The sequence below is a fragment of the Halomonas sp. B23F22_20 genome (genome assembly GCF_043496985.1).
Taxonomy (GTDB): domain Bacteria; phylum Pseudomonadota; class Gammaproteobacteria; order Pseudomonadales; family Halomonadaceae; genus Halomonas.
The window spans coordinates 1-23405 of record NZ_JBIEKH010000007.1 but is presented as its reverse complement, the minus strand read 5'-3'; the positions used below and the strand labels follow the sequence as shown (position 1 = coordinate 23405).

General features: G+C 67.1%; 22 protein-coding genes. 6 read left to right on the top strand and 16 right to left on the bottom strand.

All coding sequences use genetic code 11. The annotated features are described in order from the left end of the window. Positions 1 to 82 precede the first annotated feature (82 nt). From ACGTN6_RS07030 to ACGTN6_RS07015, 4 genes are all read right to left on the bottom strand, one after another. Positions 83 to 898: a DUF2189 domain-containing protein gene (locus ACGTN6_RS07030; RefSeq protein ID WP_394590648.1), complete on the bottom strand. Its 816-nt coding sequence runs from the start codon at positions 896 to 898 to the stop codon at positions 83 to 85. Positions 899 to 1127: 229 nt separating this feature from the next. After that, on the bottom strand, positions 1128 to 1556 hold the full coding sequence (locus ACGTN6_RS07025; protein ID WP_394590647.1) for a universal stress protein: 429 nt from the start codon (positions 1554 to 1556) through the stop codon (positions 1128 to 1130). A gap of 12 nt (positions 1557 to 1568) precedes the next feature. Beyond that, positions 1569 to 4163, bottom strand: coding sequence for a TRAP transporter permease (locus ACGTN6_RS07020; protein ID WP_394590646.1), 2595 nt, complete (start codon positions 4161 to 4163; stop codon positions 1569 to 1571). Between the two features lie 133 nt (positions 4164 to 4296). Further along, on the bottom strand, positions 4297 to 5277 hold the full coding sequence (locus ACGTN6_RS07015) for a TAXI family TRAP transporter solute-binding subunit (protein WP_394590645.1): 981 nt from the start codon (positions 5275 to 5277) through the stop codon (positions 4297 to 4299). Positions 5278 to 5722: 445 nt separating this feature from the next. Between ACGTN6_RS07015 and ACGTN6_RS07010 the strand changes: the two genes are divergently transcribed. Next, complete coding sequence (locus ACGTN6_RS07010) at positions 5723 to 6256, top strand: macro domain-containing protein (RefSeq protein WP_394590644.1); 534 nt, start codon at positions 5723 to 5725, stop codon at positions 6254 to 6256. A gap of 66 nt (positions 6257 to 6322) precedes the next feature. On the opposite strand, the gene ACGTN6_RS07005 is transcribed toward ACGTN6_RS07010, so the two are convergent. From ACGTN6_RS07005 to ACGTN6_RS06995, 3 genes are all read right to left on the bottom strand, one after another. Continuing rightward, entirely contained in the window at positions 6323 to 7618 is a 1296-nt protein-coding gene (locus tag ACGTN6_RS07005) for a TRAP transporter large permease (RefSeq protein ID WP_394590643.1), read from the bottom strand. Continuing rightward, positions 7608 to 8084 (bottom strand): TRAP transporter small permease, encoded by a 477-nt coding sequence (locus ACGTN6_RS07000; protein WP_394590642.1) that lies wholly within the window; start codon positions 8082 to 8084, stop codon positions 7608 to 7610. Before ACGTN6_RS07000 ends, ACGTN6_RS07005 begins: the two co-directional genes overlap by 11 nt. 80 nt (positions 8085 to 8164) lie before the next feature. Beyond that, complete coding sequence (locus ACGTN6_RS06995) at positions 8165 to 9175, bottom strand: DctP family TRAP transporter solute-binding subunit (protein ID WP_394590641.1); 1011 nt, start codon at positions 9173 to 9175, stop codon at positions 8165 to 8167. A 365-nt stretch (positions 9176 to 9540) separates the two neighbouring features. On the opposite strand from ACGTN6_RS06995, the gene ACGTN6_RS06990 reads away from it, so the two are divergent. Further along, a complete protein-coding gene (locus ACGTN6_RS06990) occupies positions 9541 to 10305 on the top strand; it encodes an outer membrane protein OmpK (protein WP_394590640.1) in 765 nt (254 codons plus the stop codon). A gap of 84 nt (positions 10306 to 10389) precedes the next feature. Here ACGTN6_RS06990 and ACGTN6_RS06985 read toward each other — a convergent pair whose 3' ends face one another. Continuing rightward, entirely contained in the window at positions 10390 to 11478 is a 1089-nt protein-coding gene (locus tag ACGTN6_RS06985) for a glycosyltransferase (RefSeq protein WP_394590639.1), read from the bottom strand. A 162-nt stretch (positions 11479 to 11640) separates the two neighbouring features. Between ACGTN6_RS06985 and ACGTN6_RS06980 the strand changes: the two genes are divergently transcribed. Further along, positions 11641 to 12510: a DMT family transporter gene (locus ACGTN6_RS06980; protein ID WP_394590638.1), complete on the top strand. Its 870-nt coding sequence runs from the start codon at positions 11641 to 11643 to the stop codon at positions 12508 to 12510. Between the two features lie 18 nt (positions 12511 to 12528). On the opposite strand, the gene ACGTN6_RS06975 is transcribed toward ACGTN6_RS06980, so the two are convergent. The 6 genes from ACGTN6_RS06975 to ACGTN6_RS06950 all read right to left on the bottom strand — a co-directional run bounded on the left by ACGTN6_RS06975 (position 12529) and on the right by ACGTN6_RS06950 (position 18286). Further along, positions 12529 to 13074 carry a DUF192 domain-containing protein gene (locus ACGTN6_RS06975; protein ID WP_394590637.1) on the bottom strand — a complete coding sequence of 182 codons (546 nt, stop codon included), beginning with the start codon at positions 13072 to 13074 and terminating at the stop codon, positions 12529 to 12531. Positions 13075 to 13151: 77 nt separating this feature from the next. Further along, positions 13152 to 14156, bottom strand: coding sequence for a LacI family DNA-binding transcriptional regulator (locus ACGTN6_RS06970; protein ID WP_394590636.1), 1005 nt, complete (start codon positions 14154 to 14156; stop codon positions 13152 to 13154). A 101-nt stretch (positions 14157 to 14257) separates the two neighbouring features. After that, entirely contained in the window at positions 14258 to 15025 is a 768-nt protein-coding gene (locus ACGTN6_RS06965; protein WP_394590635.1) for a 3-keto-disaccharide hydrolase, read from the bottom strand. 69 nt (positions 15026 to 15094) lie between these two features. Further along, a complete protein-coding gene (locus tag ACGTN6_RS06960; RefSeq protein ID WP_394590634.1) occupies positions 15095 to 15670 on the bottom strand; it encodes a gluconate 2-dehydrogenase subunit 3 family protein in 576 nt (191 codons plus the stop codon). Further along, positions 15667 to 17355, bottom strand: a complete 1689-nt coding sequence (locus tag ACGTN6_RS06955; protein ID WP_394590633.1) for a GMC oxidoreductase — start codon at positions 17353 to 17355, stop codon at positions 15667 to 15669. The genes ACGTN6_RS06960 and ACGTN6_RS06955 overlap by 4 nt, the downstream gene beginning before the upstream one ends. Before the next feature lie 49 nt (positions 17356 to 17404). Continuing rightward, positions 17405 to 18286 carry a sugar phosphate isomerase/epimerase family protein gene (locus ACGTN6_RS06950; RefSeq protein WP_394590632.1) on the bottom strand — a complete coding sequence of 294 codons (882 nt, stop codon included), beginning with the start codon at positions 18284 to 18286 and terminating at the stop codon, positions 17405 to 17407. Between the two features lie 318 nt (positions 18287 to 18604). Between ACGTN6_RS06950 and ACGTN6_RS06945 the strand changes: the two genes are divergently transcribed. From ACGTN6_RS06945 to ACGTN6_RS06935, 3 genes are all read left to right on the top strand, one after another. Further along, positions 18605 to 19765 carry a Gfo/Idh/MocA family protein gene (locus ACGTN6_RS06945; protein ID WP_394590631.1) on the top strand — a complete coding sequence of 387 codons (1161 nt, stop codon included), beginning with the start codon at positions 18605 to 18607 and terminating at the stop codon, positions 19763 to 19765. 13 nt (positions 19766 to 19778) lie between these two features. Next, positions 19779 to 20849, top strand: coding sequence for a sugar phosphate isomerase/epimerase family protein (locus ACGTN6_RS06940; RefSeq protein WP_394590630.1), 1071 nt, complete (start codon positions 19779 to 19781; stop codon positions 20847 to 20849). Between the two features lie 66 nt (positions 20850 to 20915). After that, positions 20916 to 22154, top strand: a complete 1239-nt coding sequence (locus tag ACGTN6_RS06935) for a nucleoside permease (RefSeq protein ID WP_394590629.1) — start codon at positions 20916 to 20918, stop codon at positions 22152 to 22154. A gap of 117 nt (positions 22155 to 22271) precedes the next feature. Here ACGTN6_RS06935 and ACGTN6_RS06930 read toward each other — a convergent pair whose 3' ends face one another. Together ACGTN6_RS06930 and ACGTN6_RS06925 are read right to left on the bottom strand one after the other, a co-directional pair. Next, complete coding sequence (locus ACGTN6_RS06930; RefSeq protein ID WP_394590628.1) at positions 22272 to 23003, bottom strand: GntR family transcriptional regulator; 732 nt, start codon at positions 23001 to 23003, stop codon at positions 22272 to 22274. A 142-nt stretch (positions 23004 to 23145) separates the two neighbouring features. Next, a partial coding sequence (locus tag ACGTN6_RS06925) for a pyruvate kinase alpha/beta domain-containing protein (RefSeq protein WP_394590627.1) occupies positions 23146 to 23405 on the bottom strand: 260 nt, incomplete at its 5' end.

Genomic DNA, 23405 nt, shown 5'->3' with positions numbered 1-23405 from the left:
CGACGCCAAGGGTACGCGAATCCCGCGCCACGGTCAGGCACCAGTGCCAAAGAAGCCGGCACTATGCCGTCGAGGGGCCGGCTCAGCCCTCCTCCGCTTCTCCGTGGTCGATGCGCACCAGGTCTTCATAGGCATGCCAGCTGGCATGGCCCAGCACCGGCAGGATCAACGCCAGACCGATGTAGAAGGTGGCCACCCCGACAATCACACAGCCGGTGATGATAGCGGCCCACAGCAGCATGGGGCGGAAATTGCGGGCCACCGAGCGCACGCTGGCCTCAATGCCTTCCATGAAGGTCAGGTCCTGGTCCATCAGGGTGGGAATGGCCACCACGCTGACGGTGAAGGCCCCGAAGGCCAGCACCGCACCGATCGCCGTGCCCACCGCCAGCATGCCGAGCCCTTCCGCCGTGGTCAGCAAGGCCAGGTAGATGGTGGCCGGATCCGGTGCCCCCAAGCCGAAGAACAGCGCAAACAACAGCATCGCGATGTTGAACCAGGCCATCAGAATGAGCACCAGCATCACACCGATCATTGCCAACTGGCCGACGTGGCCTCGCCAAGCGCCGAAGGCATCGCCCAGGGTCGGCTCGCGACCGGCTTCCAGCGCGCGACTGATGCCATATGAGCCCACCGCCACAAGTGGACCGACGAACATGAAGCCGGCAATCAACGGCAATAGCCAGTGCCAGAGCCCCAGGATGAAGGCGCCAACAGTGATGGCGATGCTCAGACCGACCCAGAACAGGCCATAGGCCAGGCTCACTGCCGTGGCGCGGCGAAAGTCCTCGAAGCCGGCCGCCAGCCAGGCGCGAGGCTTATCCATGCCGACCGGACGAATGCGGATACGCACCTGAGAATCCGGCTTGCCGCCGCTCTTGGTGGCTGCTGCGTTCATGGTGACACCCCCGTTGTCGACGATGGAGTCGCGGGCGGCCCGAGGCGGCCCCGTCTCGGGCCGCGAGCCGCGATGGCCCGCCCTGACACCTGGTTACTCTAGTCGCTCCGAGGGTATCCCGCCGTGATACACATCACGTCCTCTCCACGCTGCCGACACGCTCCCAACGCAGAACGCCCACGCCCCCGGCAAGGGGAGCGTGGGCGTCGAGAGGCGACGGCAACGACCGTCAGCGCACGATCATCACCGACATCTTGGAGTGATGCACCACGTGCTCGGCGTTGGGACCGAGCACGTAGTCGGCGAACTTGCGCTTGTTGTGGGAGGCCATGACGATCAGGTCGACCTTGAGCTTTTTCGCCGTTTTGACGATCGCCTCCCAGGGCGAGCCGTCGACGATGACGCTCTGCACCTGGACATCCTCGGGCACGTGCTGCTGGATGAACTCGTGCTGCGCCTTCGTCACCGCCTCGTGGGCCTTGCTGGCGAAGTCCTCGGGGAAGTAGGCCCCCACCAGCGGCATGCGATAGTCGGGCAACACCGTCACTACATGCAGCGTGGCACCGAAGCTCTTGCACAACGCCAGCGCCGTGGGCAGCGCCTTGGCCCAGGATGCCTCCTCGTTGAGGTCCAACGGCAACAGGATCTTGCTATACATGGTTCACCTCCATCAGACCGAAACCGGATCACCGCCGCGCTGGCGGCGCCGTCGCTGCAGCATCACCACCAGGCCGAGTATCAGGAAGGCGGGAATCCACATCCATTCCTTGGTCCAGCGATCCACTGGTGCCTGCACCTGAATGATCTCCTGGTCGAAGTCGAAGCCGAGCTTGGCCGCCTCGCTGCCGAAGGTCACCATGTCGACGATTGCCTTGTCGTCCTCGACCCGCAGCATCAGCCCCAGGTTCGACAGGCGGTCCTCCCCGGTCTCACCCTCCGGCACCGGCAGAGTCATATAGGTGGTCATCGGATCGCCGTAGGCGTCCAGGCCACTGATCTGGATCCTCAGCGTGGAGTCCGCATCCGCGTTGCCCAGCGCCTCGACGAACTGGGCCGGCGGCACGTCCCGATAGGGGTCGTGGATCATGTCCATCCAGAACCCCGGGCGGAACAGCGTGAAGGCCACCAGCAGCAGCAGCAGAGATTCGTACCAGCGGTTGCGGGTAACCATGAACCCCTGGGTCGCCGCCGCGAAGATCAGCATCGCCACTGTGGCCACCACGAATACCAGCACGCCCTGCAGCGGCGAGACATCGATCAGCAGCAGGTCGGTATTGAAGATGAACAGGAACGGCAACGCCGCCGTGCGCAGGCTGTAGTAGAAGGCCTGGAAGCCGGTGCGGATCGGATCGCCCCCAGATACTGCCGCCGCGGCGAACGACGCCAGCCCCACCGGCGGTGTCACGTCGGCCATGATGCCGAAGTAGAACACGAACAGGTGCACCGCGATCAGCGGCACCAGCAGGCCGTTCTGTTCGCCCAGTTGGACGATCACCGGCGCCAGCAGCGCCGACACCACGATGTAGTTGGCGGTGGTAGGCAGCCCCATGCCGAGGATCAGGCTGAGCACCGCGGTGAACAGCAGGATCAGCAACAGGTTGCCCATGGAGAGGATCTCCACCACGTCGGCCAGCACCAGGCCGACGCCGGTCTGGGAGACGGCACCGACGATGATGCCGGCGGTGGCCGTCGCGATGCCGATACCGATCATGTTGCGGGCACCGCCCACCAGGCCTTCCCAGAGGTCAACCAGACCCTCGCGGATATCTTCCGCCAGGTTACTGCGATGACGGAACATCGAGGTGATCGGCCGCTGGGTGACCATGATGAAGATCATGAACACGGTGGCCCAGAAGGCCGACAGTCCCGGCGACAGGCGTTCCACCATCAAGCACCAGATCAGCACGATGACCGGCAGGAGGTACTGCAGCCCGACCATCACCGTGGGGCGAGTCTGCGGCAGCTTGTAGACCGGCTCGTTGGGGTCGTCGAGTTCCAGCTCGGGATAGCTCGCGGCCACCTTGAGCAGCCCCACGTAGACCGCCGCCAGGGCCACGGCCACCACCCAGGGCGTAGCATCACCGAGCACCGGCTTGAGCCAGCCCAGGCCGTAGTAGACCACTAGAGCCGTGATCATCATCAGCAACAGGCCGGCCAGGAAACCCACCACCTTGCGCAGCAGCGGCTTGGGCGGATTGCTGCTCTCCAGGCCCTGCATGTTGGCCTTGAGCGCCTCGAGGTGAACGATGTAGACCAGCGCGATATAGGAGATCAGTGCCGGCAGGAAGGCGTGCTTGATCACCTCCACGTAGGAGATGCCGACATACTCGACCATCAAGAAGGCCGCGGCGCCCATCACCGGCGGCATGATCTGGCCATTGACCGAAGAGGCTACTTCCACCGCCCCGGCCTTCTCGGCGGGGAAGCCGACGCGCTTCATCATCGGCACGGTGAAGGTGCCGGTGGTCACCACGTTGGCGATCGAGGAGCCGGAGATCAGCCCGGTCATGCCGGATGCCACCACGGCGGCCTTGGCCGGCCCGCCGCGATAGTGGCCGAGCATCGAGAAGGCTACCTTGATGAAATAGTTGCCGGCCCCGGCCTTGTCGAGCAGGGCGCCGAACAGCACGAACAGGAACACGAAACTCGTCGACACCCCCAGCGCGATGCCGAACACCCCCTGGGTGGTCAGCCACTGGTGGTTGACCAGCCCCTGCAGGCTGACGCCGCCATGGGCCAGGATGCCCGGCATCCAGGGACCGGCCAAGCTATAGACGAGGAACACCAGGGCCACGATCATCAACGGCGGCCCCAGGGCACGGCGCGTGGCCTCGAGCAGCAGCACGATGCCGATCACGCCGATGATCACATCCTGAGTGATCGGCGCGCCGGGGCGCTGCGCCAGCTGTTCGTAGAACATGAACATGTAGGCCCCGCAGAATGCCGCGGCGGCGGCCAGCACCCAGTCCATCAGCGGAATGCGGTCACGCGGAGAGCGCTGGAGTGCCGGATAGGCCATGTAGGCCAGGAACAGTGCGAAGGCCAGGTGAATGGAGCGCGCCTCGGTGGCATTGAAGACCCCGAAGCCCAGCATGAAGGGGATCGGCGAGGCAATCCACAGCTGGAAGAGCGACCAGACCGCGGCGATGCCGACCAACAGCTTGCCCGGCGTTCCGGCCGGTTTACGTGCACCGGTATCGCTCGAGGCGACCATATCCTCCAGGTCGGCCCCCGCGCCCGGCGCCCTCTTGTTGTCTTCAGTCATAAGCGTGCCCTGCCCTTGCGTCGATCTTTCATCAAATGCGCGCGATGCCGACCAGCATCACAAACGCAATGCGCGGCCCTCGGCGAGGGCCGCGCATCATTCAGCGAAATGCGGTGATCTCAACGGCTAGCGATCACTCGATCCAGCCCTGTTCGCGATAGTAGCGCGCGGCCCCTTCGTGCAGCGGCGCCGAGAGACCCTGGCTGACCATTTCCTGCGGATCCAGGTTGGCGAAGGCCGGGTGCAGCTGCTTGAAGCGATCGAAGTTGTCGAAGATCGCCTTGACGGTCTGGTAGACCACTTCTTCGCTGGTATCGCTGTCGGTCACGAAGGTGGCCGCCACGCCGAAGGTCTCGACGTCGTCCGGGTTGCCCTTGTAGATGCCACCGGGAATCACCGACATGGAGTAGTAGGGATATTCCTCTACGATGCCCTGGATATCCTCGTCATTGAGCGAGATCAGGCGCGAATCCACGGTAGTGGTGGCTTCCTGGATCGCACCGTTCGGGTGGCCGACCACGTAGGCCATGGCGTCGATGTTGTTGTCGGCCAGGGCGGAGGCCATCTCGGCAGCATCGAGCTGAGACGCCAGCGCGAAGGAGTCCTCGGTCCAGCCCTTGGCGTCCATCACCACTTCCATGGTGTTGCGCTGGCCGGAGCCCGGGTTGCCGATGTTGACGCGTTTGCCTTCCAGGTCATCGAGGGACTCGATGCCAGAGTCGGCGCGAGCCAGGATGGTCAGCGGCTCGCCGTGCACCCGGAAGACGGCGCGCAGCTTGTCGTAAGCCTCACCTTCGAAGTTGCCGGTGCCGTTGTAGGCCTGGTATTGGACGTCGGACTGCACGACGCCCATGTCCAGCTCGCCAGACTTGATGCCGTTGACGTTAGCCACCGAGCCGCCGGTAGACGGTGCGTTGCACTTGATATTGGCGTCTTCGAGGCGGTTGACCAGGCGACATACCGACTGCCCGACCACATAGTACACGCCGGTCTGGCCGCCGGTACCGATGGTGATGAACTGTTCTTCTTCCTGGGCCATGACCGGCGAGGCGAACATGGCGGCTCCCAGCAGCGCGCCGGAGACGGCGGCGGTGGAGAAAGCATGGCGTTTCATTGACGCACCTCTTTGACGTTGTGGGTGAAGCGAGTATCTGCGGTCACTCGTGCAAGACCTTGGGCGGCATAACCGCTACTGACTACTTTAGCGAAAAAACGTCTGTCCGATGAGGATTTTTCCGTCACTGTCATTTTAGTTGTCATCAACGTTAGGGGCCCGTTTATTTCGTCCTGTCGAATGGAACGAGCCTGGTGCGCAACCAGGCAGAGGAGAGGACAACACCTGTCATTGACCCCTGGTGATCAGCGCCTGTCAGACTCACTCGGAGAGACGATAAACAGCACCATCAGCACCGGCAGCCCTGGCATCGTCTTGTGGAGGAGGGACACTAGCAGCGACCGAGCGACGCGTTGGTATGGACGATCAAGGACGGTGGAATCTTGCCAGACGGTCGCTGGACCTATCAGACTGAAGATCAACCCGTGTTCGAGTGGAGGCCGACATGAAGGCTGCCGCGTCCCGCATCGAGTGCCGGCAGGGCGACATCGCTCATCAGGACGACATCGAGGCCGTGGTCAACGCCGCCAACGCGGCACTGCGCAGCGGCGGTGGCGTGGCCGGAGCGCTGCACCGCGCCGCCGGCCCCGAGCTCGCCGAGGCTTGCCGGCCCTTGGCACCCATCCAGCCCGGCCAGGCGGTGATCACCGATGCCTTCGGCCTGCCCAATCGCCACGTCATCCACTGCCTGGGGCCGGTATATGGCGTCGACGAGCCCTCCGACGAACTGCTCGCCGACTGCTATCGCCACGCCCTTGAACTGGCCCAGCAGCACGGCATCACGAGCATCGCCTTCCCGGCGCTGTCCACCGGGGCCTTCGGCTATCCCGCCGCCGAAGCGGCCCGCATCGCCCTGGCCACGGTGCTGGCCATCCTGCCGAGCTGTCCGGCGGTGAAGCAGGTACGCTTCGTGCTATTCGACGCCGCCAGCGCCGAACTGCATCAACGCACCCTGGCCGCCCTGGGACGACGCCACTGAACCGCCACAGGGGCACGCCCTTTTGCCCTGCCGCGCGCAGCCCTTAGCCCACAGCCCGCCGAAAGCCTAGACGTTATAGCCAAGAATGTCGGGTAACCACAGGGCGATGCTCGGAAACGCCACGACCAGCGCCAGGGCACAGGCCATGGCCACCACGAACACCAGCGCCCAGCCCACGGTCTGCTCCAGGCGTATCCGCGCCACCTCGGTGGTGACCATCAGGTTGACCGCCACCGGTGGCGTGAACTGGCCGATGGCGATGTTCATCGCCAGCAGGATGCCGAACCACACCGGGTTCCAGTCGAAGTGCTGCATCACCGGTATCAGGATTGGCATCATGATCAGGTAGATCGAGATGGCGTCCAGCAGCATGCCGGCCACCAGTACCGCCAGCATGATCAGCAACAGCAGCAAGATCCCGCTGTCCGACAGCCCGATCACCCATTCCGCCAAGTGGCGGAAGGTACCCAGCATGGTGCCCGCCCAGGCGAAGATACCGGCCAGGGCGATAATCAGCATCACCACACCGGAAATCACCGCGGCTTCGCCGAGCAGTTCCCAGAGGTCACGCCAGCCAAGTTCGCGGGTCAGCCACAGGCCCACCACCACGCCATAGGCCACCGCCACCACCGCCGCCTCGGTGGGCGTGAACAGCCCGCTGCGCAGCCCGCCGAGGATCAGCACCGGGGCGAACAGCGCCGGGATCGCCTGGCGGAAGCTCTCACCAAGCGGCGGGCGTTCCACCTCGTCGGGGGCCTCCCAGCCGAAGCGGCGCGACAGCCACCAGGCCGGCACCAGCAGCGCCGCTCCAGCCAGCATGCCCGGGAACAGCCCGGCGGCGAACAGCGCCCGCAGGTCCACCCCCGGCACCACGATGGAGTACAGGATCAGCGCCACCGAGGGCGGAATCAGGATCGCCGTGGAGGCCGAGGCCGCGATCAGCGTCGCCGAGAAAGGCTTCGGGTAGCCGGCCCGCGTCATGCTCGGCAGCATCACCATTGCTACGGCCGCCGCATCGGCGGGGCCGGAGCCGCTCATGCCGCCCATGATCATGCACACCAGCACCGCCACCAGCACCAGCCCGCCGTGACGCGGCCCGATCAGCGCTTGGGCGAAGCGCACCAGGCGCGCCGCCACGCCAGCGCGCTCAAAGATCAGCCCAGTGAGGATGAATAGCGGAATGGCGATCAGCGGGTACTTGGCGACGCTGTTGTAGGTATTGGTGCCGAGTGTGGCCAGCATCGACGGCGACAGCCCGGCGACGATGCCCACCGCCCCGGACAGGCCCAGCGAGAAGGCGACCGGCACCCCGGCAATCAGCAGGCCGGCGAAGGCCAGCAGCATCCACAGGTCAGGACTCATCGTCGAGGCTCCCGCGCAGGCGATCGAGGGTCTGCTGGCACTGTCGCCACAGCATCAGCCCGGCCAGCAGCGGCAACCACACCAGGTACCACCACTGCGGCAGCCCCAGGCCCGGGGACAGCGTCTCCCACTGGTACTCCTGCCAGGCCAGCCTGGCGCCGAACCAGGTGACCAGACCCAGTACGACCAGGCCACACAGGCCCTGGAACAGGATCAGCGCCCGCCGGGGCCCCGACGGCAGGGCCCGCTCCAGCAGGCCGATGCGGATATGGCGATGACTGCGCAGCGCCACCGAGGCGCCGGCGAAGGTCATCAGCACCAGCAGGAAGACCGAGAATTCCTCGGTAAAGGCAAAGGAGGCATCGGTGACGTAGCGCACCACCACGTTGGCCAGGCTGATCAGGCCGATGATCAGGATGGCCAGGGTCGCGAGCACGCGCTCGAGTCTTGCATCGGGACGTTTCATGACGGGGGTTCTTGGCGGAGGGAAACACACGACGCCGCCCGACCGAAGCCGGGCGACGTCTCACGGAGTTGGCGAGCGCTTCAGGGCGCGTCGATGTCGCCGCGGGCGGCCTCGACGATCTCCTCACCGATGCGTGGCACCCACTTTTCGTGGACACTCTCCGTCGCCTCGACGAAGGCCTGGTATTGGCTGTCCTCCAGCTCAGTGACGGTCACGCCGCGCTCGCGAATCGCCGCCAGCCGACCGGCCTGTTCCTCGCGGGTCTTGGCGATCTCCCAGGCACCAGCCTCGACGGCGGTCTCGCGCAGCATCTTGCGCTGCTCCTCGGTCAGCGATCCCCACACCTGGCGGTTGGAAGCGAACACCAACGGGTCGTTCATGTAGTTCCACAGCGTCAGATGGGTCTGCCCGACCTGATCGATACGCGCCACGTCGAACACCGACAGCGGATTCTCCTGGCCATCCACGGCACCGGTGGTCAACGCCGGCTTGGCGTCGGCCCAGCTCATCTGGGTGGGGTTGGCGCCGAGCGCGGTGAAGGTGTCCTGGAACAGCGGCGAACCCACGACGCGAATCTTCAGCCCCTCGAGGTCAGCCGGCTCGTCGATGTCGCCGCTGGAGTTCGACAGCTGACGAAAGCCGTTCTCACCCCAGGCCAGCGGCACCACACCCTTGTCCTCGATAGCCGAGAAGATCATCTCGCCGGCCGCGCCGCCGGTCACCGCGTCGACGGCGGCCTCGTCAGGCAGGAAGAACGGCAGCGAAAAGAGGTTGAGCGCCGGCACCTGGGGCGACCAGTTGATGGTCGAGCCCACCGCCAGGTCGATCAGGCCTGAGCGCATGGCGGAGAACTCGCGGGTCTGGTCGCCGCTGACAAGCTGAGCGTTGGGATAGACGCGCAGGGTCAGTTCACCGTCGGAGCGCTCCTCCACCAGGTCGGCCCACTTCTGGGCGGCCTGGCCCCAGGGGAAGGCATCGGACAGCACGGTGGAGACGGAAAGCTCGCGCGCCTGGGCAGAGAGCGCCGAGGTCAGCAGGGCGGCACCGGCCAGGGTGGCGACAAGTCGAGCAATGGGGCGGGTCGTGGGCATGACGTGTCCTTGTAGGCCGCATGGCGAGCGGCTATCGGCGTTATCGGTTATTCACAATCTTCAAATATGCCTGCAAGTCGCCCGCTACGACAAGTGACGCTGCCCCCATGGCAGCCTGACCGACCCGAAATGTATACAAAGAATGTTGATGATGTTCACGTAGGTGTTTATAACTGTATCCAAGCATTGTCTTCAACAAAGAAATCCAGAAGCCAAAAGTACTGGATACAACAACAAGCTTCGGTGACGTCCACCCGCCCCTCGCGGGCCCCGCCCCCGCTCCGACAGTGCCTGGGCCAGTCACGCGGCTGGACGCTCGACGCATCGACCCGCTCCACGACAACATCCAACAACGGAGACTTCGGATGCACCTCAGGACCAAACTCGCCATCGCCACCGCCGCCACCTCGCTGATCGCCGCCCAGGGCGCCAACGCTGCGCTGTACAGCACCACCAAGGTCGAGGCTCTCTACGGCTGGGACTACGAGGACACCGCCGGCGCCGGCTTCACCATCGACAACGAAAAGCACGCCATCCTCACCGTCGCCAATGCCACCGGCTGGGCCTATGGCGACAGCTTCTTCTTCGCGGATATCACCAACCTCGACCAGGGCCGCGAGGACGAGCAGGATCACGGCAGCGTCCACGCCGAGTGGAACCTGCGCGGCAACATCGGCAAGGCCACCGGCCTCGACCTTTCCTTTGGTCCGGTAACCGGGCTCTACGTGACCGGCCAGCTGGACGTCGACCGCAATTCTTCCACCCGCAAGACCACCCACCTGGCAGGGCTCTCCGCCGACCTGGCCATGCCCGGCTTCAGCTTCTTCAAGGTCTACGCCTTCTATCGCAATGACGAGAGCGCCGCCGCCGAGGGTAGTGCGATGCAGTACACCGCGGCCTGGAACGCACCCTTCAGCCTGGGCGGCGCCGACTTCACCTTCGAGGGCTTCGTCGACGTCATCACCGAGGAAGGCGACCTGGAGGCCCAGCTGCTGACTCAGCCACAACTGGTCTGGCATGCCACCGACAACCTGGGCATCGGCCTGGAGTACCAGTACTGGGAAAACAAGTTCGGCCTGGAGGACACCGACGAATCGCTGCCCCAGGCCATGGTGCGCTGGACCTTCTGATCGTCCGTGGGAACGACGACGTCCGGGCGGCCTGGGCCGCCCGGACGTCGTCTTGATCGCCCCGCTGCTCGGCCTGCCGTCGCGTCAGTTATCGACCAGGGCGCGATAGCGCGACAGGATGCTCTCGGGCGCATAGGCGTGGAGCAGCATCGGCGGAATGGCCGGCGGATTCGACAGCAGGTCGCTCACGGCGGCACCGAAGGCCTCGTCATCGCCGAGGGGAACCAACCCGCGAGCGAGCTCGCCCTGCAGGATATCGGAAGGGCCCGACAGGCAGTCGGTACTGACCGCGGGCGTGCCGCAGGCCAGGGCCTCCAGCAGCACGTTGGGCAGGCCTTCGTAGTCGGACGACAGCAGCAGCAACCTCGCCCGACGCATATAGGGATAGGGATTATCCCGGGCGCCCAGCAGGATGACCCGCCCTTCCAGCCCCAGCCGGTGCACCTCGCGCTCGACGCCGGCCCTGTCGCCATCGCCGATCAGCACCAGCGGCAGGCGAGTCCCACTGGCCAGGTAGCCGCGCAGCAGCCGATCAAGACGCTTCTGCGCCATCGCCAGCCGTCCCACGTAGAGGCAGAAATCCTGTTCGGCCCATTCCCGCTCGGCGACGGGCGCCTCCATGAGCGCCTGCAGCCCCGACAGGTTCACGATGTTGGGAATGACCTGAACGTCCCGGGGACGACAGCCGATCGCCGCCAGCGACTGCCGATTGGTCTCCGACAGCACGATCAGACGCTGGCGCGAATACAGCCGACGCACCTTGAGGCGCTTGACCCAGCGCCGCCAGCCGCGCTGGGAGGCAATCAATTCCTGGCGGGGATCGGAGCGGATGCACAGCCAGGCCCGGTCCGCCAGGCATGACCGGCTGACCACCTGATGCGCCTGGTGAAGATTGGCCACCACCAGATCGAAGGACGCCGGATGGTCGGCAAGGTAGGTATCCAGGCGGTGCGCATGCAGCTGGTAGCGGTGCAGCTTCTCGCTGCGATTCCGTGGCACGAAGGGCACCACGCAGACCTCGACGCCCTCGGGCACCGGCAGCCCCAGGCGATCGGACAGTGACATCAGGGTCACCGACACGCCCTCGTCACGCATGGCCCGCGCCAGCTTGAGCACCGAACGAGGCGCTCCCCCACTGGCCAACTGATCGATCACGAACAGCACGCTTTGCACGCCGACTCCCTCCAGCTCGATGTATCGGCCCTCAGGATACCCTATCGGTGACCGAGTGCCGCCCCCTCGGCGCCGCCGACGGCGCCTCGACGCAAAGGCGACATGCGCCGATCCGCTTCTGATAAGCTGCGGCTTCATGCCAAGACCGATCAAGGAAGAGCCGTGCCACTAAAGGACCTGGCCCTGGGACTGGGCGTCATCGTCATCTGGGCGCTCAACATCATCGTCATCAAGCTCGGGGTGACGGAGCTACCGCCGATGTTGCTGACCACCGTGCGCTTCGCGCTGGTGGCGGCGCTGCTGGTGCCCTTCCACCCGGTCCATCACCACCAGCTACCCTTCCTGGCGCTGCTGTCGGTGACTTTCGGTACCCTGCACTTCGCCCTGCTGTTCATCGGCCTGGGCCAAGCCGAGGCTGGCACCGGCGCGATCCTGGTGCAGATGGGCACACCGTTCGCCACCCTGCTGGCGGTGATCTTCCTCAAGGAAAAGCTGGGAATTCGACGCCTGGCGGGGCTTCTGCTGTCGTTCGCCGGCGTGGTGGTGCTGGCTGGCGGCCCGACGCTGCCCGCCCCGCTGCCCACCGCCCTGCTGCTCGCCAGTGCCCTGGCCTGGGCGGTCTCCCAACTGCTGATCAAGCAGGGGCCGAAGGTGCCGCCCATGGCGCTGGCCGGCTGGGTGGCGCTGTTCGCCACGCCCCAGGTGGCACTGGGCTCCTGGTGGTTCGAACATGACCATTGGGCTGCCCTGGCCGAGGCGGGCTGGCGCGGCTGGGGGGCGGTCCTGTATACGGCGGTGATGTCGTCGATCGTCGCCTACGGGATCTGGTACGGCCTGCTGCGCCGCCATCCGGTCAACCGAGTGGTGCCGCTGGTACTGCTGATGCCGGTGCTGGCGGTGGGGCTCGGCATGCTGCTGCTGGGCGACCCCCTGGGCCCCCACAAGCTATTCGGCGGCGGACTGGTGATAGCCGGCATCGCACTGATCGTGCTGCGTATCGGCGGCCGATCGTCAGGCCAGGCGACAGACTGACGCCGGCGGCGCAGGGCGTCAGTCGTCCGGAGCATCCTCAGGCCGAGATGGATCCACGGCGAAACGACACTCGCCGCCATCGCCAGGCCAGCTGACGCAGTCTCCGGGCACGATTCCCCGCGCCTCGAAGTAGCCGGCATTGACCTCCAGCGCCGCCCGGTAAGGATCCGACGGGCGCGTCACCGGGCAGTCCTGGGCCGAGGCCGAGTCGCAGGGCGCCATGCGACGGATATCGACGATGCGCCCAGTATCGTCGATGAAGGCGATATCCAGCGGGATCCGGGTGCGATACATCCAGAACCCGTTGCGAGACGGCTGGGTGCGGTCGTAGAGGAACAGCATGCCGGCGTCTTCCGCCAGATGCTCGCGCTCCATCAGCCCGCGGCCTCGCTCGGCCAGGCTGCGCGCCACCTCCACGGTCATTCGCTGCGGCCCCGCCTCGCCATGCAGGGTCAGCGGCACCCGTGGCAAGCGCGGCTCCTGGGCCAGGAGCTCACGACCTCCCAGCGCGGCGAGTGGCAACAACGTCAAGGCCTGGAGCAGTCGGCGACGGGTCTGGTTCATGACGATCCTCTGTTCAGCGACGAGGCGTGTCGGCAGGATAGACGACGCCTCGTGTCCATGGAGATACGGCGCCTTCGTCAGGCACGGGGAGCGGCCGTGCTGTCCCGAATCACCAGCTCGAAGGGCAGCACGACATGCGAGTCGCCCTGCCCGCGCGCCTCCAGAATATCGATCAGCATGGCGACCGCACAGCGACCGAAGGCCTCGGCGGGCTGGGCGACAGTGGTCAGAGGCGGATCGCTGTAGCGGGCGAAGGCAATATCGTCGAAGCCGGCCACCGAGACGTCATCGGGCACCGACAGCCCGGCCTGCTTGAGGCGACTGATCGCGCCGATGGCCATCTCGTCGCTCTCGCAGAAGATCGCCGTGGGGCGCACCGCCCGGTCCAGCAGGGTCGTCACCGCCTCGTGCCCGGCCTTTGGGGTGAAATCGCCGGGACACAGCAGCTCATTGTCGGGCACGATGCCAGCGGCCTCCAGGGCGTCTCGGTATCCCGCCACGCGATCGCGGGTCAGCGGGCTGCGCCGCGGGCCCTGGATCATGGCGATACGTCGGTGACCCAGCGCGATGAGGTGCTCGGTGAGCGTGCGCGCCGCCGCCCGATTGTCGATCTTCACCGTCGGACAGGGCGCGTCGTCGAGCACTTCGCAGGCGTTGACCATCGGCAATGCCTGCCCCGGATCGACGGCATCCTCGGGAAAGGGATTGAAGGCGCGCAGCTGGATGATGCCATCGGCCTGGCGGGCGGCGACCATGCCCGCATACTGGATCTCTTCCTCCTCGCGACCCAGCGTATTGCACAAAAGCACGCCATAGCCCTGTTCCCGAGCCGCCTGCTGGATCCCGGCGATGACCCGGGCGAAGAAGGTGTTGGCAATGGTCGGTACCAGCACCGCCAGGTTGTGGCTGCGCCGCGACCGGAACTGCACCGCCATCCGGTTGGGCCGGTAGCCCGCCGTCTCGACCGCCTGCAGTACCTTGTCGCGGGTGGCCGGCGACACGATATCCGGCGACTTGAGGGTGCGCGACACCGTAGCCACGGAGACCCCGGCCAGCTCGGCCACCTTGCGTATGTTGGACATGCGTCCCCTGTCTCGCTGGTTCAGTCGCGCCGCGAAACGGGCGACGCGGCGGGCTTTCCAGCTTATCGCATCCGCCGGCCGAGTCCAGCGGCCACCGCCGACTAGAGCGCCCTTATCCAGATGTTGCGAAAGCTCACCGCCGCATCGTGATCCTGGAGATAGAGCGGCGCGCAGCCGTGGGCCTCGTCGTAGGAGGGTGCCCCGATCCACTCGGTGGTGCCCTGGATCGTGGCGTGATGCTGCACCAGCACGCCGTTGTGCAGCACCGTGACGTGGGCCGGTGCGTCCAGCTCGCCTCCTTCATCGAAGCGTGGCGCGGTGTAGAGGATGTCGTAACTCTGCCACTCGCCGGGCTCCCGGGAGGCATTGACCAGCGGCATGTGCTGCTTGTAGATCGAGGCCGCCTGGCCGTTGGCGTAGGTGGGGTTGTCGTGGGAATCCAGCACCTGGACCTCGTAGCGCTGCTGCAGGAAGACGCCGCTGTTGCCGCGGTCCTGGCCGTCGAATCCGTCGATGTCAGCCGGGGTGCGCCACTCCAGATGCAGCTGCACGTCGCAGAACGCCTCCCGGGTGCGGATGCCGCCGGCGCCGGGCACCACCGTCATGGCACCGTCTTCGACCCGCCACTCGGCCGGCCCGCCCTCCTCGCCTTCCCAGGCGGACAGATCCGTGCCGGCGAACAGCACCAAGGCGTCCGACGGCACGCCGCCGGCCGGTACATTCACCACCGGCGGTGCCGGCTCCCAGACCTCCGTCCTGGCCGCTTGCTCGGCGTCGCTGAGCTCGTCGGCCTGGGCACCGGTCGACGCCAGTACGGCCAGCGTGGCCAGCCCGGTCATCAGCGCGCCGGCGGAAACTCGCTTGTACATAGGATGTCTCCCTCTCGCAGGTGAAACGCGTGGGCGAGACCGCCCGCGCTCAGGTGGGCTTGAATGCGCTCAGGTCGTCGCCCAGGCCGGTTCACCGGGCTCGTAGGCAAGATTGCCGTCATAGCGGCCGGGCACGGCCACGTAGCGCAGCACCTCGGTGCCGCCGACCTTCGAAGTGAAGAAGCCGAACAGAGCCAGCTGCTTGATCAGAGTGAAGCCCTGGGGCTCGCCCTGCGTCTCCACCTGCGCCCGAGCCTCGCTTTCCATCCGCGCCCGGGCCTCGCGGTCCAGCGCGGCGACGACCTCGCCGCGGCGCGGCGCGTCCAGGGCCAGGAAGCCGGCGCCGTGGGCCGCCCGGCTGTGCGCCTCGACCCGAGCGATGCCGTCGCGGAACCGTGCCTGCTGCTCGGCGGTGTAGCAGTCGCGCACGAACACCCGCATGAAGTCGCCGACCTCGGCGTCCTTGGCGCCCGGGGTGTCGGTACGCGGCAGCAGGGTCTCGGCCACCTCATCGAGCAGGCGCACGTCCGCGTCCGTCAGCGCGTCCTCGGCCCCGCCGCTGGCGAAGGCCGTCAGGGCCTGGCCGCCGACCAGCGCGGTGCCGGTGGCGGCGGCGATCATCTTGAGCAGTTCGCGGCGATTCATGCCAGGTTCCCCCTCTGCAACTCGCGTACGGCGTGGTCGACCGCCCGGGCGGTCAGCGCCATGTAGGTCAGCGATGGATTGACGCAGGACGACGAGGTCATGCAAGCGCCGTCGGTGACGTAGACGTTGGGCGCGTCCCACAACTGGTTGTGGGGGTTGAGCACTGAGGTGGCGGGATCGCGCCCCATGCGCGCGGTGCCCATCTCGTGGATGCCCATGCCCGGCGCGTAGTCGCCCTCCTCGGCTTGCACGTTCTGTACGCCGGCGGCCTCGAGCATGTCCACCGCGTCCTGCACCATGTCGCGGCGCATGGCGCGCTCGTTGTCGCCGAGCCCGACGTCCATCGCCAGCACCGGCAGGCCCCAGGCGTCGGTGACGCCGTGGTCCAGGGCGATGCGATTGGCGTGTCGCGGCAGCATCTCGCCAAAGGCCGTCATGCCGATGCTCCAGCCGCCGGGCTGGCTAAGCGCCTGCTTGAGCTCGGCGCCGTGGCTGACCTCGGCGACCTCGCGGTCCCAGCGCTCGCGACTGGCCGAGCCCTGGTAACCGAAGCCGCGCAGATAGTCGCGTCGGTCGTCGCCGACGTTGCGGAATCGCGGAATGTAGAAGCCCGCGGGGCGTCGCCCGAAGTAGTAGGTGTCCCGATAGCCCTCGATCTCGCCGCTGGCGCCGGCGCGGAAGTGGTGGTCCATGACGTTGTGACCGAGCTCCCCGCTGCTGCTGCCGAGCCCGCCTGGCCAGACGTCGGTGGCCGAGTTCATCAGCACCCAGGTGGAGTTGAAGGTGGAGGCGTTGAGGAACACTACATCGGCGGTGTACTCGTAGGTCTGGCCGTTCTCGGCGTCCAGCACCTCGACGCCTCGGGCGCGGCCGCGGTCCCTGTCGTAGAGCACCTGGGTGACGATCGAAAAGGGCCTGAGGGTCAGGTTACCGGTGGCCATGGCCACCGGCAGGGTCGCCGACTGGGTGCTGAAGTAGCCGCCGTAGGGGCAGCCCAGCCAACACTTGTTGCGGAACTGGCAATTGACCCGGTTCTGTTCCGGCTTGGGCTGGGTGATGTTGGCCACCCGGCTGTGGATCAGATGGCGGCGACCGCCGAAGGATTGCTCGAGGCGCGCGGCCACATCCTTCTCGACCCGGTTGAGCGGGATGGGCGGCAGAAACTCACCGTCGGGCAGGATATCCAGCCCCTCGCGGGTCCCGGCGATGCCGGCGAAGCGTTCGACGTAGTCGTACCAGGGCGCCAGATCCTCGTAGCGGATCGGCCAGTCGACGGCCACGCCCTCGCGCTGGTTGGCCTCGAAATCCGCCGGCGCCCAGCGATAGCTCTGGCGGCCCCACAGCAGCGAGCGGCCGCCCACGTGATAGCCGCGGAACCAGTCGAAGCGCTGGCGTTCGACGTATGGGTTGGCCTGCTCGTCGGCCCACATGCCCAGGGTCTGCTCGTTGAGCGGATAGTCGCGGCTGAGCACCGGATAGTCCGCCTTCATCTGCCGGGTCGGCTCGCCGCGGTGCGGATAGTCCCAGGCCTCCTTGTGGGCGTTGTGGTAGTCCTTGATGTGCTCGATGTTGCGGCCGCGCTCCAGCAGCAGCACCTTGAGTCCCTTCTCGGTGAGTTCCTTGGCGGCCCAGCCGCCGCTGATGCCCGAACCCACCACGATGGCATCGTAATGATGGTCTGCCACGATCGGTCTCCTTGTCCTTGTCGTTGTCGTGTCTCGCCCAAGACCGGCGTCACTCGACGTCAGCCAACAGCACCTCACTGAGGAAACGATTGCCCTCGGTCAGCACCGCCTGGGCATCTTTCGGCTGGTCGTGTTCGATGACGTAGACCTCGACGCCGGCCTCACGGGCGGCGGGCAGGATCTCGTCCCAATCGAGAACGCCCTGGCCGACGATGGCGAAGCCGCGCTGATCCTCGGCGGTGCCGGCCGGGGCGTTGTCCTTGGCGTGCACGGCAAACAGCCGGCCGTCGAAATGCTCGAGGTAGTCGGCCGGGTCCTGGCCGCCGCGGGCCACCCAGGCCAGGTCGACCTCGCCCAGCACCTCGGGGCCGGCGGCCTCCATCAGGATCTCCAGCGCGGTGCGGCCGTCGAAGGTCTGCATCTCGAAGTCGTGGTTGTGGTAGGCCAGGCGCATGTCGTCCTCGGCGAGTCGGTTGGCCAGGCCGCCGATCTCCTCGCCGAGCGCCTGCCAACCCTCGGCGCTGTCGGGGCGCGCGTCCTCGGCCAGGTAGGGAATCACCAAGGTGTCGTTGCCGATCGCCCGGTGGTAGGCAACGACGTCGCCGAGATCATGGCGCAGATCCTCGATGGGCACGTGGCTCGAGACGACCTCGAGATCGTGCCGCGCCAGCAGGGCATTCATCTCGTCGGCCTCGATGCCCTGGTCGCCGACCAGCTCCACCGACTCGATGCCGGCGCGCTCGACGGCCGCGAACTGCTCCTCCAGCGAGCCGAAATCACGCAGGGTGTACATCTGGGCGGCCACCGGGGAAGCTGCCTGGTCCTGAGCCTGGGCATAAGCCAGGCCCGGGGTCGCCAGGGCGGCCCCCAGGCAGGCGATCAGTGCGCGGCGGCGAAAGGCGGCGAGCGGGCGTGTCGTGTTGTTGTTCATGAGGCGTGTCTCCGTGTCGTTGGGGGCTCAATGGCGAGCCATGACCGCATCCGGCAGCCATGTAACCGGTTACACTATTTAGGTCATCACTCTTCGTGCCGCAATAGGGCAACCCATCCATCACTACCCTCGCGACAGCATCGATCGCCCTGCGAGCCCCGGCACAGCGGTGTATGCCCCCTTCTCCCCGCGAAGACTAGACATTGGCCGCATAGCCTTTGGTCGCATTGCTCGATCCAGACGCCGTGCTCTACTTTTCTGAACAATGAATGTAACCGGTTACATGGTGCTTGTTCACTCACGATCCAGGAGCAAACGATGTCCCCTACTCCGAGAGTCCGCCTGGGCATGGTCGGCGGCGGCGAAGGCGCCTTCATCGGCCAGGTCCATCGCCTCGCCGCTAACCTCGACGGCCACTTCGAGCTGGTCTGCGGCGCCTTCAGCCGCGACGGCGACAACAACGCCCGCACCGCCGCCGCCTGCGGCGTAGCGGCATCGCGCCTGTACGCGGACTGGCGGAGCCTGCTGGACGCCGAGCGCGCCCTGCCCGCCGACCAGCGCATGCAGCTGCTGGTGATCGTCACCCCCAATCACCTTCACGTGCCGATCGCCGACGCTGCCCTCGCCGCCGGCTTCCACGTCTTCTGCGAGAAGCCCGCCGCCCTGTCGCTGGACGAGGCCCGCGGCCTCGACGCCACCTGGCGCGAGCACGGCGGCCTGTACGGCCTGGCCCATACCTACCTGGGCTATCCGATGGTGTGGCAGGCCCGCGCCATGGTTGCCGCCGGCGCGCTCGGCCGGCTACGCAAGATCCACGTCGAGTATCCCCAGGGCTGGCTCGGCGAGACCCTCGAGGCCCAGGGCAACAAGCAGGCCGGCTGGCGCACCGACCCGGCCCAGGCCGGCCCCAGCGGCTGCATGGCCGACATCGGCACCCACGCCTTCGGCCTGGCCGAGTTCGTCTCCGGCCAGCGCGTCGCGTCGCTGTGCGCCTCGCTCGGCAGCCACGTCGACGGGCGCCGGCTGGACGACGACGGCGACGTGCTGCTGCGCACCGCCGAGGGCGCCAGCGGCACCCTGATCGCCAGCCAGGTCAGTACCGGCGAGGAGAACGCCCTGAAGCTGCGCCTCTACGGCGAAGACGGCGCCCTGGAGTGGCATCAGATGGAGCCCAACAGCCTGATCCACCGCGCCCGAGGCGCGCCGATGCGCGTGCTGCGCGCCGGCATTGACCAGCCCGAGCTGGTCGATGAGGCCATGGCGCGGCTGCGCCTGCCCGGCGGCCACCCCGAGGGCTATCTGGAGGCCCTGGGCAACCTGTATCGCGACACCGCCTCCGCCATCCGGCGCGGCGACCGCGGCGACATCGCCGGCGTGCCCGGCATGGCCTCTGGGCTGCGCGGCATGGCCTTCATCGAGGCGGTCACCCAGAGCCAGGCCGGCGGCAGCCGCTGGACCGACCTGCCCTCCATCGACTGAACGGGAGCCTCTCATGAGCGACACGCCTTCCGGCATCCGCGGCCCGGCGATCTTCCTGGCCCAGTTCATCGGCGACGAGGCGCCCTTCGACAGCCTCGACGCCATCGCCCGCTGGGCCGCCGACCAAGGCTATCGCGGCATCCAGCTGCCGACCCACGATCCGCGCTTCATCGACCTCGAGCGCGCCGCCGAGAGCCAGGCCTACTGCGACGAGCTCAGGGATCGCTGCGCTGCGGCCGGCGTCGAGATCAGCGAGCTCTCCACTCACCTGCAGGGCCAGCTGGTGGCGGTCCACCCGGCCTTCGACGAGCTGTTCGACGGCTTCGCCCCGTCCGAGCTGCACGGCGCCCCCGCGGCCCGCACCGAGTGGGCCATCGCCCAGCTCAAGCTGGCGGCGAAGGCCAGTCGGCGGCTCGGGCTCAAGGCCCACGCCACCTTCTCCGGCGCCCTGCTGTGGCCCTTCTTCTATCCCTGGCCGCAGCGCCCCGCCGGGCTGGTCGAGGAAGGCTTCGCCGAGCTCGGCCGGCGCTGGCGGCCGATCCTCGACGCCTTCGAGGAGGCCGGGGTCGACCTGTGCTACGAGATCCATCCCGGCGAGGACCTGCACGACGGCGCTTCCTTCGAGCGCTTCCTAGAAGCCGTGGATCATCACCCGCGGGCCAGGATCCTCTACGACCCGAGCCACCTGCTGCTGCAGCAGCTCGACTACCTGGGCTTCATCGACCGCTATCACGAGCGCATCGGCATGTTTCACGTCAAGGACGCCGAGTTCACCCCCGACGCACGCAGCGGCGTCTACGGCGGCTACCAGGGCTGGGTCGAGCGCCCCGGACGCTTCCGCTCACTGGGCGACGGTCAGGTGGATTTCAAGGGCATCTTCAGCCGCCTGACCCGGTACGGCTACGACGGCTGGGCGGTGCTCGAGTGGGAGTGCTGCCTGAAGGACGCCGCCCAGGGGGCTGCCGAGGGCGCGCCCTTCATCGCCGAACACCTGATCACCCGCGCCGGCCGCGCCTTCGACGATTTCGCCGGCCGCGAGGCCAGCCCGGCCCGCAATCGCCGACTCCTGGGGCTGGCGCGCTAGCGCGCCGCCCCGGCAGGGCCGCGCCACAAGACTCACAAGAACAAGCCTCACAACAAGGAAAACGCCATGTCACTGCTACGCTCACGTCTCAGCCTGATGATGTTCCTGCAGTTCTTCATCTGGGGCGGCTGGTTCGTCACCCTGGGCACCTTCCTGGCCAGCAACCTGGAAGCCAGCGGCGGCCAGGTCGGGATGGCCTTCGCCACCCAGTCCTGGGGGGCGATTATCGCGCCCTTCATCATCGGCCTGATCGCCGACCGCTACTTCCGCGCCGAGCGCCTGCTCGGGGTGCTGCACCTGCTGGGCGCGGCGCTGATGGTCGGGCTCTACCTGGCCGAGGACTTCGCTACCTTCTACCCGCTGGTGCTGGCCTACATGATCCTCTACATGCCGACCCTGGCGCTGGTGAACTCGGTCTCGTTCCGCCAGCTGCGCAACCCGGCCACGGAGTTCGCTCGCATCCGCGTGTGGGGCACCCTCGGCTGGATCGTCGCCGGCCTCGGCATCAGCTACGTGTTCGCCTGGGACTCCGCCGCCGGCATTGGCGAGGGCCTGCTGCGTAACACCTTCCTGATGGGGGCGATCGCATCGCTGGCGCTCGGCGTATACAGCTTCACCCTCCCCGCCACGCCGCCCAAGGCCAGCGGCCGGGTCGGCCTGCGCGAGGTGCTGGGCCTGGACGCCCTGTCGCTGCTCAAGGACCGCAACTACGCGATCTTCTTCGCCGCCTCGGTGCTGATCTGCATTCCGCTGGCCTTCTACTACCAGAACGCCAATCCCTTCCTGGCCGAGGTCGGCGTGGCCAATCCCACCGGCAAGATGACCCTGGGACAGGCCTCCGAGGTGCTGTTCATGCTGCTGCTGCCGCTGTTCATCGGCCGCTTCGGCATCAAGAAGACGCTGCTGATCGGCATGCTGGCATGGGCGCTGCGCTACGCGCTGTTCGCCTTCGGCGACGCCGAAGGCCAGCTCTACATGCTACTGCTGGGCATCGCCCTGCACGGCATCTGCTACGACTTCTTCTTCGTCACCGGGCAGATCTACACCGATGCCAAGGCCGGCGAGCAGTTCAAGAGCGCCGCTCAGGGCATGATCACCCTGGCCACCTACGGGGTCGGCATGCTGATCGGCTTCTGGATCGCCGGGCAGATCACCGACCACTACACGCTGGCCGGCGGCGGCCACGACTGGCAGGGCATCTGGCTGTTCCCGGCGGCGTTCGCCCTGGCGGTGCTGGTGCTGTTCCTGATCGCCTTCCGCGAACGTCGCGCCTCGGCCGGCGCCGAGGTGGCCTCCCGCGCCTGACGCCATCCGCCCCGCCGTCGGGCGGGGCCAGCAACGACAACGGGACCGCCGCGTCTCCCTGCCAGGGTCGCGGCGGTCCCGTTTCTCGCCTCGCCTGCGTTGGCCGACCGGCTGGCCTCAGGCCTGTTCGGGGGTGCGGCCGAGGATCGACATCAAGTCGATGCGTGCCTCGCGAGGGCTCAGGTCGAGCAGCGCCTCCAGGCCGCGCAGGTGGTCGTGGATGGCCCGGCGTGAGGCCTCGGCCTCGCCGTCCGCCAGGTGCTCGAGCAGTCGGTCGTGCTGGCCGTCCTGATAGCAGGACGCCAGCCCCGAGCGCTTGTAGAGGGCGACCACGATCGACGTGCGCAGCACCAGGTCGGTGAGCATGCCCCCCAGCACCCGGTTGGGCGACTGCTCGGCGAGCAGGTGATGCAGGTGCAGGGAGTGTTCGATACGTGCCGGCTCGTCGCCGCGGCGATAGGCCTCGGCCTCCTCCCGCGCCTGGAGCTTGAGCGCGTCCAGGGTCTCCGCGGACAGCCGGCCGGCCAGCAGGGCGGCCACCTCGCCTTCCACGAGCCGCCGGGCCTCGAAGGTCTCGCGGGTCTCCTCGATGCTCGGCGCCCGCACCCGCGCCACCTGGTTGGGCCGCTGGTCGACGACGTGCTCCGAGGCCAGCCGGGTCAGGGCCTTGCGCACCACCGACCGGCTGACGCCGAACACCTCGCCCAGCGTCACCTCGGGCAACTTGGTGCCCGGCGGCAGGCGCTGCATCAGCACCGCGTGGCGCACCTTGTCAGCGATATCGCGGTCGCTGACGCGGCCCCCGGCCTTGATCTCGGCCTGCATCTCCTCGTGCCAGGCATGGCTCATGACATGGATCTCCCTGATGATCTCGCCGAACTGTGGCATGTTTCGGGCTAGCTGGCTACAGCGGTATCTCACTATTGTATACAAAACAGCCCCGACCGTCAGCGACGATCGGGGCCAGCGAGCAATGGTGTCGACAGCAGTGTCAGGCGGAACGTGCTTCGCCGGGGCGATGGCCCTCGTTCACGTCGAGGATCTTCAAGGTATTGGTGCCGCCGTGGGCGTTCATGTGATCGCCGCGGGTGAGGATGACGTGATCGCCCGGCTCGGCGATGGCCCGCTCCACCAGCAGCGCCATGGCCCGGTCGTTGAGCTCGTCGGCGCTCATCTCGCTGGTGTCGAAGGGCAGCGAGATCACCCCACGATACAGCGCCATGCGCCGCTGGGCGACGGGGTTGTGGGCCA

What these genes read in the sequence shown, in the direction of transcription:
- ACGTN6_RS07030 (WP_394590648.1), bottom strand. Translation starts at nt 898, where the DNA reads ATGAACGCAGCAGCCACCAAGAGCGGCGGCAAGCCGGATTCTCAGGTG.
- ACGTN6_RS07025 (WP_394590647.1), bottom strand. Translation starts at nt 1,556, where the DNA reads ATGTATAGCAAGATCCTGTTGCCGTTGGACCTCAACGAGGAGGCATCC.
- ACGTN6_RS07020 (WP_394590646.1), bottom strand. Translation starts at nt 4,163, where the DNA reads ATGACTGAAGACAACAAGAGGGCGCCGGGCGCGGGGGCCGACCTGGAG.
- ACGTN6_RS07015 (WP_394590645.1), bottom strand. Translation starts at nt 5,277, where the DNA reads ATGAAACGCCATGCTTTCTCCACCGCCGCCGTCTCCGGCGCGCTGCTG.
- ACGTN6_RS07010 (WP_394590644.1), top strand. Translation starts at nt 5,723, where the DNA reads ATGAAGGCTGCCGCGTCCCGCATCGAGTGCCGGCAGGGCGACATCGCT.
- ACGTN6_RS07005 (WP_394590643.1), bottom strand. Translation starts at nt 7,618, where the DNA reads ATGAGTCCTGACCTGTGGATGCTGCTGGCCTTCGCCGGCCTGCTGATT.
- ACGTN6_RS07000 (WP_394590642.1), bottom strand. Translation starts at nt 8,084, where the DNA reads ATGAAACGTCCCGATGCAAGACTCGAGCGCGTGCTCGCGACCCTGGCC.
- ACGTN6_RS06995 (WP_394590641.1), bottom strand. Translation starts at nt 9,175, where the DNA reads ATGCCCACGACCCGCCCCATTGCTCGACTTGTCGCCACCCTGGCCGGT.
- ACGTN6_RS06990 (WP_394590640.1), top strand. Translation starts at nt 9,541, where the DNA reads ATGCACCTCAGGACCAAACTCGCCATCGCCACCGCCGCCACCTCGCTG.
- ACGTN6_RS06975 (WP_394590637.1), bottom strand. Translation starts at nt 13,074, where the DNA reads ATGAACCAGACCCGTCGCCGACTGCTCCAGGCCTTGACGTTGTTGCCA.
- ACGTN6_RS06970 (WP_394590636.1), bottom strand. Translation starts at nt 14,156, where the DNA reads ATGTCCAACATACGCAAGGTGGCCGAGCTGGCCGGGGTCTCCGTGGCT.
- ACGTN6_RS06965 (WP_394590635.1), bottom strand. Translation starts at nt 15,025, where the DNA reads ATGTACAAGCGAGTTTCCGCCGGCGCGCTGATGACCGGGCTGGCCACG.
- ACGTN6_RS06960 (WP_394590634.1), bottom strand. Translation starts at nt 15,670, where the DNA reads ATGAATCGCCGCGAACTGCTCAAGATGATCGCCGCCGCCACCGGCACC.
- ACGTN6_RS06950 (WP_394590632.1), bottom strand. Translation starts at nt 18,286, where the DNA reads ATGAACAACAACACGACACGCCCGCTCGCCGCCTTTCGCCGCCGCGCA.
- ACGTN6_RS06945 (WP_394590631.1), top strand. Translation starts at nt 18,605, where the DNA reads ATGTCCCCTACTCCGAGAGTCCGCCTGGGCATGGTCGGCGGCGGCGAA.
- ACGTN6_RS06940 (WP_394590630.1), top strand. Translation starts at nt 19,779, where the DNA reads ATGAGCGACACGCCTTCCGGCATCCGCGGCCCGGCGATCTTCCTGGCC.
- ACGTN6_RS06935 (WP_394590629.1), top strand. Translation starts at nt 20,916, where the DNA reads ATGTCACTGCTACGCTCACGTCTCAGCCTGATGATGTTCCTGCAGTTC.
- ACGTN6_RS06930 (WP_394590628.1), bottom strand. Translation starts at nt 23,003, where the DNA reads ATGAGCCATGCCTGGCACGAGGAGATGCAGGCCGAGATCAAGGCCGGG.